The organism is Streptomyces sp. NPDC001851, assembly GCF_040297165.1.
In the GTDB taxonomy this organism is placed as follows: Bacteria; Actinomycetota; Actinomycetes; order Streptomycetales; family Streptomycetaceae; genus Streptomyces.
The window spans coordinates 235784-250057 of record NZ_JBEOYR010000011.1; the positions used below are offsets into that span (position 1 = coordinate 235784).

The window sequence follows — 14274 nt, forward strand, 5'->3', positions numbered from 1 at the left end:
CGGTACACCTACCGGGATGGAGCATCTTTGCATGCCGGGTGCGGTGGATGTGAAGGAAGTTGCACAAGTGGAATCCGCGCCGGGCGCAGGTCACTTGACGACCTGCGACCAGTCCGGCGACTGGGCCGGGTCGAGACTGCGCAGCGCGGTCAGGGTCTGCGGCTTCTGCACGTCGAGCCAGTCGGCCAGTTCCTTGAAGGACACGCACTTGACGCCCTTTTTGGTGCATATCTTCGGGATGATCTGGTCGATGGCTTTCATGTAGACGCCGCCGTTCCAGTTCTCGAAGTGGTTGCCGATGAACAGCGGGGCGCGGCTGCCGTAGTAGACGCGGTTGAAGCCGGCCAGGTAGGAATCGACGGTCATCTGCTGCCACTGTGCGTACTTGGCCGGGTCGCCGTTCGTCTCGCCGTTGGACTGGTTGTAGAGGAAGTTGAAGTCCATCGACAGGCCCTGGAACTTGCCGTTCTCGTACGGCAGCATCTGCAGCGGGAAGTCCCAGACGCCGTTCTTCTTCGTGGGCCATATCTGGAAGTCGCCCGGGGAACTGGCGTCGTAGCGCCAGCCGTAGCCCTTGATGGCCTTCAGCAGGTTGGGCTGGCCTTCCAGGCAGGGTGCGCGACCGCCGGCGACCTCCTTCCTGAAGTCGAAGGGCAGCGCGGGAATGTCCTTGTCACCGGTGTTGGTCTTCCAGTTCTCCACGAATTGGTAGAACTGGTCGATCTCGCTCTTCCACTGGGCGACGGACCAGTCGCCGCCGCCCTTCTTGCCGCAGAAGTGGCCGTTGAAGTGGGTGCCTATCTCGTTGCTCTGCTGGTAGGCCAGGCGGAGCTGCTCCAGGGTGGTGCGGATGTGCTCGTCGGTGGCGTAGTCGATGGCGGCGTCGCCGGGTGAGTGCATCGGGCCGTGGTAGAGCGACTTCTTGCTCTTGGGCAGCAGGTAGATGCCGGTGAGGAAGAAGGTCATGTGGGCGTGGTACTGCTCGGCCATCTTCCGGTAGTGCGAGAAGAGATGGTCGTCGCCCTCCAGGGCGCCGTCCCAGGAGAAGACGACGAACTGGGGCGGCTTCTCACCGGGCTTGAGCGGCACCGGCTTCAACTGCCCCTGCTGCGGGCCGGTGTAGGAGGTCGAGCCGTCACCGAGGATGTGGGTTTTGCCGTCCCAGGTGGGCTTCGGGCTGGGCTTCGGGGCGGCCGCCCTGGCCTTCTTGCCGGCCGAGGCCGTCGGCTCGGTGTGGTCCGGCCGGGTCAGCGCGAGGAAGCCGGCCACCAGGGAGGCCACGACGAGGAGGAGGGCGAGCGTCAGGACCTGCGGACGGGTGGCGGCGGGGGCAAGGCGACGGCCGGGGGCACGACGCCGGCCCGTCGGTGACTTCTTGCGAGACATGCGCGGCTCAATCTCCGAAAGGGGCGAGTGGGAGGTCTGTGGGGTCCGGAGTCAGCCGAGACCCATGGCGGCCGACCAGAGGGCGTACGGGACGCCGTCCGCCGGTGGGCCCGCCAGGCCCTTGAGGGGCAGCGGCTGCAGGGACTTCGCCAGGTCCATGCGGTAGACGACGACCGCTGTCGACACGGAGTCGGCCGTGCCGGCGTACCAGGCGGCGGTGTCCTTGTCGTCGGTACCGGCCTTTCCGGCCGTCCCCGGCCTGGTGGCGGCCGTGGCGGGGTGTGCGGTGCGGAAGGAGTCGGCGAGCGCCTCGTCGACCTCCTGGGCCACCTGGGCGCCGACCGCGCGCCGGGGGCGCGGGGTGGTGAGGGCGACCGGGGCGCCGTTGCGGGTGATCCGGCGCACCGAGTACGGCTCCGTGTGCGTGCCGCCGGCCGCGAAGGTGGCGTATCCGCTGGCCATGCGGATGGCGCTGGGCGTGGAGTTGCCGAGCGACAGGGCGGGCACCTGGGGGCCCATGCTGTCGGACAGCAGTCCGGAGGCCTCGGCGGTCTGGCGCACGGTCTCCAGGCCGGTGTCCATGCCGAGCTGCATGAAGGGCGTGTTGACCGACCGGGCGAGCGCCTGGCGCAGGGTGATCTGCCCGTAGGACTTCCCGCCGTCGTTGCGCGCGGCGACCTTCTTGCCGCTGCGGTCCCAGTAGGGGCCCTCGGGGGTGGTGACGGGGATGTTGTCGTCGCCGTTGTAGACGGTCTCCGGGGTGACGGGGGTGGCGGGTCCGCTGCGCGTCTTGTGGACGCCGTGTTCGAGCCCGGCGGCGTAGACGAACGGCAGGAACGAGGTGCCGGCCGGGACGGTGGCGGCGTTGGACTCGTTGTAGCCCTGCGTACGGTGGTCGGGGCCGCCGTAGACGGCGAGGATCCGGCCGTCGGTGGCGACCGACGCGGCGCCGTAGTGCGCGGTCTTCGCCGTGTCCGGGTGGTCCTTCGCCGCCTGCCTGCGGGCCTTGGTGACGGCGTCGGTGAGCGCCTGCTCCCGCTTGCGGTCGAAGGTCGTGTAGATCTGGTAGCCGCCGAGGTCGAACTGCTGGTCGGTCAGATGTCCGGCCTTCTTGGCGTACTGCGACGCCAGCTCCACCAGGTAGTCGCTCTGCGCACCGGTGTTGTACAGCGGGTTGCTCTTCAGCGGCTCGGGGAAGGTCTTGTACGTGGCGCGTTCCTGCGGCGACAGCCGGTGGATCTTGACCATGCGGTCCAGGATCCACTTCCAGCGTTCCACGGCCCGCTTGTGGTTGGCCTTGCCGAGCGTGGGGTCGTACAGGCCGGCGCCCTTGAGGAGTCCGGCGAGCATGGCCGCCTCGGAGGCGTTGAGCCTGCTGACGTCCTTGCCGTAGTAGGCCTGGGCGGCGCGCTGGATGCCGTAGCTGCCGCGGCCGAACCAGCTGGTGTTGAGGTAGCCCTCCAGGATCTGGTCCTTGCTCATCTTGTTGTCGAGCTTGAGGGCGATCATCGCCTCGGTGAACTTGCGGCTGAGGGTCTGGTTCTGGGAGAGGTAGACGTTTTTGACGTACTGCTGGGTGATGGTGGATCCGCCCTCGGTGTCCCCCTTGCCCACCGTGCGGTACAGGGCCCGCGTGATGCCTTTGACGGATATGCCCGGGTCCGTGTAGAAGCTCTCGTTCTCCGCCGCCAGCACCGCCCAGCGGACGTCCTGGGGTATGTCCTTCAGCGGCATGGCCTGCCGCTGCACCCAGCCCGTGCGGGCCATCGGGGTGCCGTCCGACCAGAAGTAGACGTTGTCCTGCTGCGTCGCGTAGGTGTTCAGGTCGGTCGGTATGTCGGTCATCGCGTACGCGGTGACGAGGAAGAGGCTCAGCAGGCAGAACGAGGACACCGTGGCGCCGAGCCACTGGCGCCAGGACGGTATCCAGCGGCGCCAGCCGGTCCGGCCGGCGCGGGGGTAGACGGGCTTCAGACGGCGCGCGTAGGGCGCGAGCCTGCGGGCGTACGGGGCCAGCCTGCGGGCGTACGGGGCGAGCGGCCCGAGCAGGCGCCGGGTGACGGCCACGGCGCGCTGCCGCGCGGAGGGGCGCGCACTGCGCCGGCGCTCGGCCCGGCCGACGGCGGCGGACGGCTCCGGCGGCGCCGGCACCCGCAGCTGCACGGTCTCGTCCGCTCTGAGGGCCTCCACCCTCAGATGCATGGTCACGTCCGCGTCGAGCGGCCTGTCATCATCGGCTCCCCCCTTGGGAGCGCCGTCCCCCTGCGACGCATCGGTCACCTGCGTCTCCCCTCCGCACTCGTTCTTGCTCGCGCGGTGAGCTGAGCACCCTCGCAACGGCGTCCACAAGTTATCAACGAAGTTTTCGATTCCCCCGTTCAAGGGGCGTGGTTTCTCGCAACACTCATGCAACATTGAGAAACGGCGCCCCGGGGCGCCACCGCTACGCTGGGCCCATGCCTCGCTATGAGTACCGTTGCCGGACCTGCGGCGACACGTTCGAACTGAGCCGTCCGATGGCGGAGTCCTCCGCCCCTGCGCCGTGCCCGGCCGGGCATGACGACACGGTGAAGCTGTTGTCCGCCGTGGCGGTGGGCGGCACCGCCACGCAGGCCCCCGCGCAGGGCGGGGGCGGCTGCTGCGGTGGGGGCTGCTGCGGTTAGCCCCTGGGGTCCGTCTCCGGCCGTCGTGCCGCTCTCAGGAACTCCCGGACGATCCGCTCCCCCGCCAGGACCCCGCGCTCCGGCAGCGCGCTGATCCCCGGCGCTGTCCAGCCCGTGTCGGCCAGCTCGCCGTGGCCGGGGCGCCAGCCCCGGTCGGCGGCGAGGAGCAGGTCGGCGTCCAGGAGGGAGTCGCCTGCCGCCAGGGTGAGGTCCGCGCCGGTGCGGCGGGCGACCTCGCGTACGGCCGCGCTCTTGGTGAGCGGCTGGGGGACGGCGTAGATCTTTCGGCCCTGGAGGGAGACGGTCCAGCCGCGGTTCTCGGCCCACACCGCGAGTTCCTTCACCCAGTCCTCGGGCAGCAGCTCGCGCTCGACGACGAGATAGGCGAAGAGGTCCTCGGCGACCCGGTGCTTGCGCACCCAGACGGGGTCGGCCGTCCGCAGCAGGTGCTCGCGCACCTCGTCCAGCGGCGCGCACTCGTCGGCGAGACGGGCCTGCACGCCCGCGTGCCAGTCGGTGTCCGTCACCCCGTCGACCAGCAGATGGCCGCCGTTGGCGCAGATCGCGTAGGCGGGGGGCGGGCCGGGCAGGTTGATCCGCTGGTACTGCTTGCGGGTCCGGGTCGTGGTCGGCACGAAGACGGCCGTGTCGCCGAGGTCGGTCAGCAGCCGGGCCGCCGTCTCGGTCATGTACGACAGCGGCCTGCTCTCGTGGACCTCCACACACAGCAGCCGGGGCGCCCGCGGGTCCGGCATGGTCAGCGCGAGGGCCGCCGAGGAGTAGATCAGCGTACGGTCGAGGTCGCTCGCCACCATCACCGGCATCAGGCGTTCACCGCCTTGCCGTCGGCGCCCGTGGCACCGCGCGTGTACTGGGGGTGGATCAGGCCGACGCAGGTGTACGGCAGGTCGCCGACCTCCTCGACGGGCACGCCCCGCTGCTCGGCGAGCAGGCGGACATGGTCGAGGTCGGCGCCCGCCCCGGCCCGCGCGAGGATCTTCCACGGCACCCGGCGCAGCAGCACCCGGGTGGTCTCGCCGACGCCGGGCTTGACCAGGTTCACGTCGTGGATGCCGTACGCCTCGCTGATCCGCTCGACGGCCCGCCAGCCGGCCCAGGTCGGGGTGCGGTCCTCGGCCATCAGCTCCTTGACCGCGGCGTCGACGGGGTCGGCGACGTCGGGGAAGCGGGCGGAGACGGCGTCGAGGAAGGCGACGGAGACGTCGGCGCCGGCGAGTTCGCGGTAGAACTTCGCGCCGTGGAAGTCGTGCGGGCCGACCAGGTCGGCGCGCAGGACCGTACGCGATATCAGCCCGGAGACGGTGGAGTTGAGGCAGGCGGAGGGGATGAGGAAGTCCTCGCGGGTGCCGTAGGTGCGCACACAGGACCCGGGGTCGGCGAGTACGGCGATCTCCGGGTCGAAGCCGGTGACGCCCTCCTTCTCCTCGAACTCCTCGATCGCCTGGGCGAGTTCGCGGGTGATGGCGCCCTTGCCGGTCCAGCCGTCGACGAACACCACGTCACGGGGGTCGTGACGGTCGGCCAGCCAGCGCAGCGCGTTGGCGTCGATGCCCCGGCCGCGCACGATCGACACGGCGTAGTGCGGCAGGTCGAGGCCGTGCCGGAACTGCGCCCAGCGGCGCATGAGGATGCCGACCGGGGTGCCCGCGCGGGCCAGGGACACCAGCACCGGCCGGGGGGACCGCTCGGCGATGACGGCCTCGGTCACCACGCCGACCGCTTGGGCGAGCCGGGCGGCGGAGGCGTCCAGGGCCGTGTGGAACAGCTCCTGGTACTGCGCGCTGGGCTGGTACTCCACGGGCAGTGACTCGGCGTAGTGCGCGCCGCCGCGCTGGATGGCCTCCTCGCGCTCCTCGGTCGGCGCCTCCAGCGTGACGTCGGAGAGGTCCTGGAGCAGCCAGCCGACCTCCTCCGGCGCGTACGAGGAGAATGCGGGGCCACGGAGGGGCTCGGGCAGCATGGCCGGCCTTTCGGGAGCGTGCGGGACGTACGAGGGGACGACCGCGAGCAGGACGTGCGGGACGTGCGCCGCGAGCCGCGCCAGCAGGCCGTCGGGGGCGTGCAGGGCGGGGGTGTCGGCGACGGAGTCGACCACGGCGACGACGGCGTCGAAGCCGCCGCCGGCGACGTTGTAGGCGTACCGCTCGCCGGGACCGTCGGCCGGGTCGTCGTGGGCGGGGAAGACCAGCCGGGTACGGATCGCGTACCCGGGGTCGTCCAGGGCGAGGACGGGCGAGCGGGTGGTGGTGGAGAACCGCACCTCGGCGTCCGTGCCCTGCTCCAGCTCACGGGCGAGGCGCAGGGGGGCGTACATCAGCTCCTCGCAGCCGAGGACCAGGATCCGGCGGGCTTCGGGGGGCAGGGCGTCGCGTATGCGGCCGGCCATGGCGGGCAGCGCGGCTTCGAGACGGGCGCGGTGAGCGGGGGTGAAACCGTGCCGCCCGCCGTCGGGAAGTCCGGCGGGCCAGTGCAGGTCCAGCCGGTGGGGGGCGCGGTCGGCCGCAACGGCCCCGCACTCCGCGGTCTCATGGCGGCCCACCAGTCGCCGCCCCTTCTCCAGCACATCCGACGGCAGCCGTACGACCCCGGAGGCGGCGGCGATCAGATCCACCCGCGCGTCGATCTCCGTGGCGAACCGTTCCATCCGCTCGACGTCCTCAGCCGAACGCATATCGACCAGAGCAACCACGACGTACCGCTCCCGCGGATACCGTTCGTGCAGGTCGCGGATGGTGTTGAGGACCGTGTTGCCGGTGGAGAACTCATCGTCGACCAGGACCAGCGGCCCCTGCCCGGACAGCAGCCGCGGATCCTCGGGAAGCAGCAGGTGCGACGTGGCGTGCGAGTGCGACTCCTCGAAGCCGCCCGCCGGGGCGACCCCGGGCACCGGGCGACGCGTGGAGTGCAGATACGGCGCCGTACCGATGCCGTCGGCGACCGCGTGGCCCAGCCCGGTCGCGGTCTCCGCGTAGCCGAGGACGACAGCGGCGGCCCCCTCCGCGCCGAGCAGCGCGGCGACCCGTCGGCCCAGCCGGTGGCCGTACTCGTACACCACCGCCGGCGACTGCGGAACGTGCTTGCCGAGCACGTTGGACACCAGCAGGTGGGCCCGCTTGGGATTGCGGCGCAGGGCGAGCCCCAGCAGGGCCCGCAGACCGTCGTCCCCCACGAGTTCGACCCCGAGCCGCTCGGCGACCCAGCTGCCGGACCAGATGCCGTCGTTCACTGCGTTGTTCATGCATTCCTTGGACGATATGGACAAGATCGACCCGGCTCAGCCGGGTATCCCGGCGGCGAGCAGCTCCACGAAGCCGACGTCCTCGTGGGCCACGCCGAAGGCCTCGGCCCGCAGCAGGGTCCGCTCGGCCCAGGCGCGGTGCGGCTTCACCTCGTTCATCTTGTTCGTGTAGGCCGAGCGAAGTACACCCCCGCCGCCGCGTTCCGGCCGCAGGATGTCCTGGGCGTCGCTGTACTCCTCGTGGCTGACCACGGACAGCGCGTGGACGGGCAGCACGTGGGAGGGGTGGATGCAGGTCTTGCCGAGCAGGCCGTTGGCGTGGTCGAGGGAGATCTCCCGCAGCAGTCCGTCCATGGCGTGCTCGATGAGCTTCTCGCGCAGCTCGACGGCCTGCACCTCAAGGAAGGGGCTCTGCCTGAGCTGCGGCTTGAACATGCGCTCGGAGACCCGGAAGTACTCCCACACGGGCCCGGTCACGGTGAACCCGGTGCCGTCGGCGCGGGCCAGCATGTTCACGACGTCGGCGATCACCGAGGCGACGATCTGGACGTCGTAGGCGGTCATGTCCGGGGCGCGGCGCAGGCCGTAGGAGGAGCAGAAGTCGGTCACGCCGAGGCGCAGCGCCAGCACCCGGTCGCGGAACTTGTCGACGGCGCGGAAGATGCCCTCCAGGGTGTCCACGCGGGACTCGCGGTAGAGCAGCTCCGGGGACTCCAGGACGGGCATGGCGAACAGCCGGCGCCCGGTCTCCGCCTCGGCGGCCGTCAGGGCCTCCAGGAAGGGGATGCCGCGCTCCTCGGTGAACTTGGGCAGCACGAATCCGGACAGCAGCCGCACGGACGGGCCGAGGCGCCGGGCCAGATCGGGGATCTGGCCGGGGGTGCGCACCCGGATGAAGAGCAGCGGCGGCTCGACTCCGGGCCGGGCGGCCAGGTCGGCGAACTGGCGGACGAGGTTCTCCTCGCCGGCCACGACGTCCGCGTCGTCGATCGAGTCCTCCAGGCACAGCACCATCGAGACCACGCCGTTCCCGGCCTGCTTGACGATGTCGTCGGCGAGCCGCGGCCGGGTGGCCGGGCTGTACAGGGTGGCGCCGAGGGCGGCGGCGAGCAGCCGGGCCGGCGAGTCGGCGCTGAATGCGCACGGCTCCCGGTGGAAGAGGCGCTGCCGCACCTCGGGGGCGATGTGCCCGAAATGACGCATAGGACTCCCCCAGGGCGCGAGCCCGAGTCTCAGTGTTCGGTAAAGGGTGGCCGGTAATAGTACGTAGGGATCCATGTCCCGGGTTCCCTGCGGGCATGAATTTCCGGTAACCCGCCCATGTCGGCGGCGCTCTGTGAGATCACCCCCCGCATTGTCGTGGCCAGGACCGAGAAGGCAGGATGACCGCATGACGCACGCGATGCTGAAGGGGTCGAACGTCCCGCTGGAAGCCGCCACGGTGCGCGCCGTGCTGCGCTGGGCGCCCGGGCAGGGTGTCCCGGACGTGGACGTCTCGGCACTGCTGCTGGGTCCTGACGGCCGGGTGCGTTCCGACGAGGACTTCGTCTTCTACAACCAGCCCCGGCACCCCTCCGGGAAGGTGTGGCGGCTGGGGAAGAAGCGCATCACCGAGGGACTGACCGACACGATCCAGACGGATCTGCCCGGCGTCGAGCCGGACGTCGGCCGGATCCTGCTGGTCGCTTCGGCGGACGGGGTCACCTTCGACCGGGTGCCGGCGCTGTGCATCCTGCTGTACGACGCCGCGGTCGCCGACGCGGAGCCGCTGGCCCGCTTCGAGATCAAGCCGGAGACGGGGGCGGAGACGGCGTTGATCTGCGGGGAGCTGTACCGGCGCGGGGAGGGCTGGAAGTTCCGCGCGCTGGGCGAGGGCTACTCGAACGGGCTGAAGGGGCTGGCCACGGACTTCGGTATCTCGGTGGACGAGGGCGAGCCGGCACCGCCGGCGGTTCCGCAGCAGCCGCCCGCGTACGGGTATCCGCAGCCGACGTCGGCTCCGCCGGCGTATGGCTACCCGCAGCCTCAGCCGGTGCCGGTGGCGGCCGGGCCGGTGGATCCGAACTTCCGGCTGCCTCCGCAGGGGCCGCAGTTCATCGGGCGGTGAGTGCGCCTGGCGGCCTGGGGGTGCTTCAGCGGTCGACCTTCGTCTTGTAGCCCCTGCCCCACTGCAGCCCCCACCCGTAGAGCCGGTCCAGTTCCCCCTGGAAGCCGTACACGAACTTCACCTCGCGGCGGACGACCAGCTCGCCCTTCACGTTCTCGATCATGACGACCGCGCAGGAGCGGGCCTGGGGGTGGCGTTCGTCGAGGCCTATCTCGATGCGGGGGCCGTTGCTGGGGTACAGCGTGACGATGGCGTGGGTACGGTCGAAGGCCGGGGTCTGGTCGTAGATGTAGACGAAGACCAGCAGGCGTTTGATGGCGTCGCGGTGGTCGAGGTTGACGTACATCGTCTCGCCGGACGCCGAGCCGAACCGGTCGTCTCCGCTGAGCTTGATGTACGGCGGCGCGTTGACGTCGCCCAGGTAGCCGCCCAGCGGCTGGACGACGCCCTTCGTGCCGTCGGTCAGTTCGTACAGGCAACCGAGGTCCAGGTCGACGTTGACCATGCTCTGGCCGTGACCGAGGACCTCCGGGGGCCTGAGGGCCTTGAAGGGGTGCCGGAAGAGGCTGGTGCGCTGGTTGCCGTCGAAGTCGGAGGTGCGCATCCGCCAGGTGAGGTTGACGCGCAGATGGCCGGTGGCCGCGCCCTGCTTGGTGAGGGACACCGCCTGGTGCCGCCTGTTGAGTTCGATGGCGTTGGACGAGGCGCTGCCCGAGTCGAAGTCGGCGGCGCTGGCGCCCCGTAGCCCGTCGAAGAAACCCATTCCCGCCCCCAGGTCATTCTTGTGAACGCCGCCGGGGCGGCCGACCGCGTCGGCCGCCCCGCTCAGAGCGTTCCTCACCGGCCGGGGTGTCACACCCCGGAAGAGACCTCGGCCTTCTCGCCGGTGCCCTCGCCCTCGGCCGCCAGCGCGCGGTTGCGGCGGACGGAGGACCAGAAGGACCAGGCGATCAGGACGACACCGACGAGGCCGGTGATGACCTCGTTGATCTCGTACTGGATGGTGACCAGGAGGATCACGGCCAGGGCGCCGATGGCGTAGTGGGCGCCGTGCTCCAGGTAGACGTAGTCGTCGAGGGTGCCCTGGCGGACCAGGTAGACCGTGAGGGAGCGGACGTACATCGCGCCGATACCGAGGCCGAGGGCCATCACCACGATGTCGTTGGTGATGGCGAAGGCGCCGATCACACCGTCGAAGGAGAACGACGCGTCCAGGACCTCCAGGTAGAGGAACATGAAGAACGCGGCCTGGCCGGCCAGCAGCACCGCCGACTTCGGCTTGCCGCTGCGGGCGGCCTCTTCCTCCGCCTCGTGCTCGCGCTCCTCCTCTTCCTCCAGCCGGTCCTCGAAGTAGCCGGACAGGCCTCCGACGATCATGTAGGTGATCAGGCCGGCGATCCCGGCGATCAGGACCGTCTGGGCCTTGTCGACGTGGGCGCCGCCGTGCTGGTGGGCCTGGGTGGCGAAGGTGAAGGCGGTGACCAGCAGGGCGATCAGGGCGATGCAGACCGCCAGCATGTCGACCTTGCCGAGCTTGGCCAGGGGCCGCTCGATCCAGCGCAGCCACTGGATGTCCCGGTCCTCGAAGATGAAGTCGAGGAAGATCATCAGCAGGAACATGCCGCCGAAGGCGGCGATCGCCGGGTGGGCGTCGGTGACCAGCTGCTGGTAGCGGTCCTTGTCGGCGAGGGCCAGGTGGACCGCGTCGTACGGGTTGAGCTTGGCGGTGATCGCGACGATGACGACCGGGAAGACCAGCCGCATGCCGAAGACCGCGATGAGGACGCCGACCGTGAGGAAGATCTTCTGCCAGAAGGCGTTCATCTTCTTCAGGACGCCGGCGTTGACCACCGCGTTGTCGAACGACAGCGAGATCTCAAGGACGGCGAGGATCGCGACGACGCCGAAGGCCTCCCACCCCCCGTAGAAGACCGCGGCGACCAGGCCGAGCGCGGTGACCGCGAACGACCAGCCGAAGGTTTTCAGAAGCACTGGCTACCCAATCGTGTCTGGGGGTCCCCCAGACGAAGTCTGGGGGAGGGGCTCCCCCGCGCCGTACTCGGCTTTGCTAAACGTTGACTCCCGAGTGTAGAGGTGCGCCCTCCCGGCCGTACCGTGCGGGGCAAGCCGTGCTACGAAACGTTCACCCCGAAGTCCAGGGCGATGCCGCGCAGGCCCGAGGCGTAGCCCTGCCCCACGGCGCGGAACTTCCACTCCCCCTGGTAGCGGTACAGCTCGCCGAAGATCATGGCGGTCTCGGTGGAGGCGTCCTCACTGAGGTCGTAGCGCGCCAGCTCCTGGCCGTCGGCCTGGTTCACGACCCGGATGAAGGCGTTGGAGACCTGGCCGAAGGTCTGGCCGCGCTCGTCCGCCATATGGATGGAGACCGGGAAGACGATCTTCTCGCAGTGCGCGGGAACCTTGGTGAGGTCCACCAGGACCGACTCGTCGTCGCCCTCGCCCTCACCGGTGAGGTTGTCACCGGTGTGCTCGACCGAGCCGTCCGGGCTCTTGAGCTGGTTGTAGAAGACGAACCACTCGTCGCCCAGCACGCGGTTCCCGGCGTCGCACAGCAGCGCGCTGGCGTCCAGGTCGAAGGGGGCGCCGGTGGTGGAACGCGCGTCCCAGCCGAGTCCGATCATGACGTTGGTGAGGTTCGGTGCGGCCTTGGAGAGGGAGACGTTGCCTCCCTTGGCGAGCGTGACGCCCATGATGCTGGTCCTCCCCTAGTGGTGCTTCCCTGGTTTCCTGCGCGTCCGGCGCCGCACGTGACGGTGCGGCGCCGGTGCCGGGCCGTTGTGCGTCAGACGTTGACGCCGAAGTCCTGGGCGATGCCGCGCAGACCGGAGGCGTAGCCCTGGCCGATGGCGCGGAACTTCCACTCCGCGCCGTGCCGGTACAGCTCGCCGAAGACCATGGCGGTCTCGGTGGAGGCGTCCTCGCTCAGGTCGTAGCGGGCGATCTCCTGCTCGCCCGCCTGGTTCACGACGCGGATGAAGGCGTTGCGGACCTGGCCGAAGGACTGCTGGCGGTTCTCGGCGTCGTAGATCGACACCGGGAAGACGATCTTCTCGATGTCGGCCGGGACGGCGGCCAGGTTGATCTTGATCTGTTCGTCGTCGCCCTCGCCCTCACCGGTGATGTTGTCACCGGTGTGCTCGACCGAGCCGTCGGGGCTCTTGAGGTTGTTGAAGAAGACGAAGTGCTGGTCGCTCGCGACCTTGCCGGAGCTGTTCAGCAGCAGCGCGCTCGCGTCGAGGTCGAAGTCGGTGCCGGTCGTGGTGCGCACGTCCCAGCCCAGCCCGACGATGACCGCGGTCAGGCCCGGGGCCTCCTTCGTCAGCGATACGTTGCCGCCCTTGCTGAGGCTGACTCCCACGGGTCCTCCATGTGGTGTCCAGGGGCGGGGAGCCCCGTCGTGCTTCGGATATGGGATCAACGAACCGATCCTAGTGACGGGTTCCCGCCCCCCGCAGACCGTGGACCCGGAGAATCACCGGTGTCGGCCACGGTCGGCCTACAGGGTGTCGAGCGCCTTCACGTAGGCGTTCAGGTCACGCGCGTCCGGCAGGCCGTTGACCACGGTCCACCGCACGACGCCCTCCTTGTCGACGATGAAGGTGCCGCGGACGGCGCATCCCTTGTCCTCGTCGAAGACGCCGTACGTGCGCGAGACGTTGCCGTGCGGCCAGAAGTCGCTGAGCAGCGGGTACTCCAGGCCCTCCTGCTCGGCGAAGACGCGCAGGGTGTGGATGGAGTCGTTGGAGACGGCGAGCACCTGCGTCTCGCGGTCCGAGAACTTCGGCAGGTTGTCGCGCAGCTCGCACAGCTCACCGGTGCACACACCGGTGAAGGCGAAGGGGTAGAAGAGCAGGACCACGTTCTTCTCGCCGCGGAAGTCCGAGAGCTTCACGGTGCGGCCGTGGTTGTCCTTGAGCTCGAAGTCGGGCGCCTTGTCGCCGACCTGGATCGCCATCGTCGTGCATCCCTTCGGTGGGCTGTTCCGGGTGAGCGCGGAGCACACGCTCGGCTCCACCCTACGCAGCGATCACCGGGGCCTTCCGGACGGGCTGGGGCGAAAACCAGCCCGTCCGGTCGACGACCCTCAGGTCACTTCTTGGACTTGGCCGCCTTCGGCGTCGCCAGCCGGCTGCCGCTCCAGTCCTTGCCCACACTGACGCTCTTCGACGCGGTCAGGCCGGCCGTCGTGGCGGCGTCCTGGATGTCGCTCGGCTCCACGTACCCCGAACGGCCGGTCTTCGGCGTGAGGAGCAGGATCGCGCCGCCCTCTTCGATGTACGTGGTGGCATCCACCAGCGCATCCGTCAGGTCACCGTCGTCGTCACGGAACCACAGCACAACGGCGTCGGCCACGTCGTCGTATTCCTCGTCCATCAGGTCGCCTTCGACGGCTTCCTCAATGGCCTCGCGGAGCTCCTGGTCGACGTCGTCGTCGTAGCCGATCTCCTGGACCACCTGCCCGGGCTGGAACCCCAGCCTGGCGGCAGGGTTCGTCCGCTCCTCCGCGTGGTCCGCGGTCGCGCTCACGGGTTGCCTCCTGATCATGTCTTGATGAGTATCTCAGCCACGCGCGTGCGCGAAGCATTGGCCGTAGTCCACACGGGCGGGACGGATCGCGCAAGTACCCGGCCGTCCGGACCGCCGAAACGGTGACGATCCCGGCCGTGTCGCCGCAACTCCCGGCACCGTATCCCGATCCAGAGTGACCCACATCACACCGATGTGCCCTGTTTGCGCCATTCGGAATCATCCTGCGATACGACCCTCGAACAGCCTTCCAAGAGTGTCACACCCCGGGCGTATCGTTGCGTTTTGACCGGCGAAGAGACCGATGGACA

13 protein-coding genes are annotated in these 14274 nt (G+C 69.7%); 2 read left to right on the plus strand and 11 right to left on the minus strand.

What is annotated here, in order from left to right:
• Nucleotides 1–90: 90 nt before the first annotated feature.
• On the minus strand, nucleotides 91–1386 hold the full coding sequence (locus ABT171_RS18785) for a polysaccharide deacetylase family protein (RefSeq protein WP_351245060.1): 1296 nt from the start codon (nucleotides 1384–1386) through the stop codon (nucleotides 91–93).
• 51 nt (nucleotides 1387–1437) lie between these two features.
• Nucleotides 1438–3588, minus strand: coding sequence for a transglycosylase domain-containing protein (locus tag ABT171_RS18790; RefSeq protein WP_351245173.1), 2151 nt, complete (start codon nucleotides 3586–3588; stop codon nucleotides 1438–1440).
• Nucleotides 3589–3842: 254 nt separating this feature from the next.
• On the opposite strand from ABT171_RS18790, the gene ABT171_RS18795 reads away from it, so the two are divergent.
• Nucleotides 3843–4049 carry an FmdB family zinc ribbon protein gene (locus ABT171_RS18795; protein ID WP_351245062.1) on the plus strand — a complete coding sequence of 69 codons (207 nt, stop codon included), beginning with the start codon at nucleotides 3843–3845 and terminating at the stop codon, nucleotides 4047–4049.
• Here ABT171_RS18795 and ABT171_RS18800 read toward each other — a convergent pair.
• From ABT171_RS18800 to ABT171_RS18810, 3 genes are read right to left on the minus strand one after another with little or no spacing between them, the layout of a single operon-like run.
• Nucleotides 4046–4873, minus strand: coding sequence for an HAD family hydrolase (locus ABT171_RS18800; RefSeq protein WP_351245064.1), 828 nt, complete (start codon nucleotides 4871–4873; stop codon nucleotides 4046–4048). The genes ABT171_RS18795 and ABT171_RS18800 overlap by 4 nt on opposite strands.
• Nucleotides 4873–7308 (minus strand): phosphoribosyltransferase, encoded by a 2436-nt coding sequence (locus tag ABT171_RS18805; RefSeq protein WP_351245066.1) that lies wholly within the window; start codon nucleotides 7306–7308, stop codon nucleotides 4873–4875. The genes ABT171_RS18800 and ABT171_RS18805 overlap by 1 nt, the downstream gene beginning before the upstream one ends.
• 36 nt (nucleotides 7309–7344) lie before the next feature.
• Nucleotides 7345–8511 carry an HpcH/HpaI aldolase/citrate lyase family protein gene (locus ABT171_RS18810; RefSeq protein WP_351245068.1) on the minus strand — a complete coding sequence of 389 codons (1167 nt, stop codon included), beginning with the start codon at nucleotides 8509–8511 and terminating at the stop codon, nucleotides 7345–7347.
• 187 nt (nucleotides 8512–8698) lie between these two features.
• Between ABT171_RS18810 and ABT171_RS18815 the strand changes: the two genes are divergently transcribed.
• Entirely contained in the window at nucleotides 8699–9415 is a 717-nt protein-coding gene (locus ABT171_RS18815) for a TerD family protein (RefSeq protein ID WP_351245070.1), read from the plus strand.
• Nucleotides 9416–9440: 25 nt separating this feature from the next.
• Here ABT171_RS18815 and ABT171_RS18820 read toward each other — a convergent pair whose 3' ends face one another.
• The 6 genes from ABT171_RS18820 to ABT171_RS18845 form a co-directional block, all read right to left on the minus strand.
• Nucleotides 9441–10178, minus strand: coding sequence for a TerD family protein (locus ABT171_RS18820; protein ID WP_351245175.1), 738 nt, complete (start codon nucleotides 10176–10178; stop codon nucleotides 9441–9443).
• An 89-nt stretch (nucleotides 10179–10267) separates the two neighbouring features.
• A complete protein-coding gene (locus ABT171_RS18825; RefSeq protein ID WP_351245072.1) occupies nucleotides 10268–11407 on the minus strand; it encodes a DUF475 domain-containing protein in 1140 nt (379 codons plus the stop codon).
• 140 nt (nucleotides 11408–11547) lie between these two features.
• On the minus strand, nucleotides 11548–12126 hold the full coding sequence (locus ABT171_RS18830; RefSeq protein ID WP_351245074.1) for a TerD family protein: 579 nt from the start codon (nucleotides 12124–12126) through the stop codon (nucleotides 11548–11550).
• Between the two features lie 92 nt (nucleotides 12127–12218).
• Nucleotides 12219–12794: a calcium homeostasis/redox stress adaptation protein gene (locus ABT171_RS18835; protein WP_351245076.1), complete on the minus strand. Its 576-nt coding sequence runs from the start codon at nucleotides 12792–12794 to the stop codon at nucleotides 12219–12221.
• Nucleotides 12795–12932: 138 nt separating this feature from the next.
• Complete coding sequence (locus ABT171_RS18840; RefSeq protein WP_351245077.1) at nucleotides 12933–13391, minus strand: peroxiredoxin; 459 nt, start codon at nucleotides 13389–13391, stop codon at nucleotides 12933–12935.
• 134 nt (nucleotides 13392–13525) lie between these two features.
• On the minus strand, nucleotides 13526–13963 hold the full coding sequence (locus tag ABT171_RS18845) for a DUF3052 domain-containing protein (protein ID WP_351245079.1): 438 nt from the start codon (nucleotides 13961–13963) through the stop codon (nucleotides 13526–13528).
• Nucleotides 13964–14274: the final 311 nt, after the last annotated feature.

Excerpts from the sequence above, each read along its gene's own strand:
- ABT171_RS18785 (WP_351245060.1), bottom strand. The coding sequence starts at position 1,386 with ATGTCTCGCAAGAAGTCACCGACGGGCCGGCGTCGTGCCCCCGGCCGT.
- ABT171_RS18790 (WP_351245173.1), bottom strand. The coding sequence starts at position 3,588 with ATGCATCTGAGGGTGGAGGCCCTCAGAGCGGACGAGACCGTGCAGCTG.
- ABT171_RS18795 (WP_351245062.1), top strand. The coding sequence starts at position 3,843 with ATGCCTCGCTATGAGTACCGTTGCCGGACCTGCGGCGACACGTTCGAA.
- ABT171_RS18800 (WP_351245064.1), bottom strand. The coding sequence starts at position 4,873 with ATGCCGGTGATGGTGGCGAGCGACCTCGACCGTACGCTGATCTACTCC.
- ABT171_RS18805 (WP_351245066.1), bottom strand. The coding sequence starts at position 7,308 with ATGAACAACGCAGTGAACGACGGCATCTGGTCCGGCAGCTGGGTCGCC.
- ABT171_RS18810 (WP_351245068.1), bottom strand. The coding sequence starts at position 8,511 with ATGCGTCATTTCGGGCACATCGCCCCCGAGGTGCGGCAGCGCCTCTTC.
- ABT171_RS18815 (WP_351245070.1), top strand. The coding sequence starts at position 8,699 with ATGACGCACGCGATGCTGAAGGGGTCGAACGTCCCGCTGGAAGCCGCC.
- ABT171_RS18820 (WP_351245175.1), bottom strand. The coding sequence starts at position 10,178 with ATGGGTTTCTTCGACGGGCTACGGGGCGCCAGCGCCGCCGACTTCGAC.
- ABT171_RS18830 (WP_351245074.1), bottom strand. The coding sequence starts at position 12,126 with ATGGGCGTCACGCTCGCCAAGGGAGGCAACGTCTCCCTCTCCAAGGCC.
- ABT171_RS18840 (WP_351245077.1), bottom strand. The coding sequence starts at position 13,391 with ATGGCGATCCAGGTCGGCGACAAGGCGCCCGACTTCGAGCTCAAGGAC.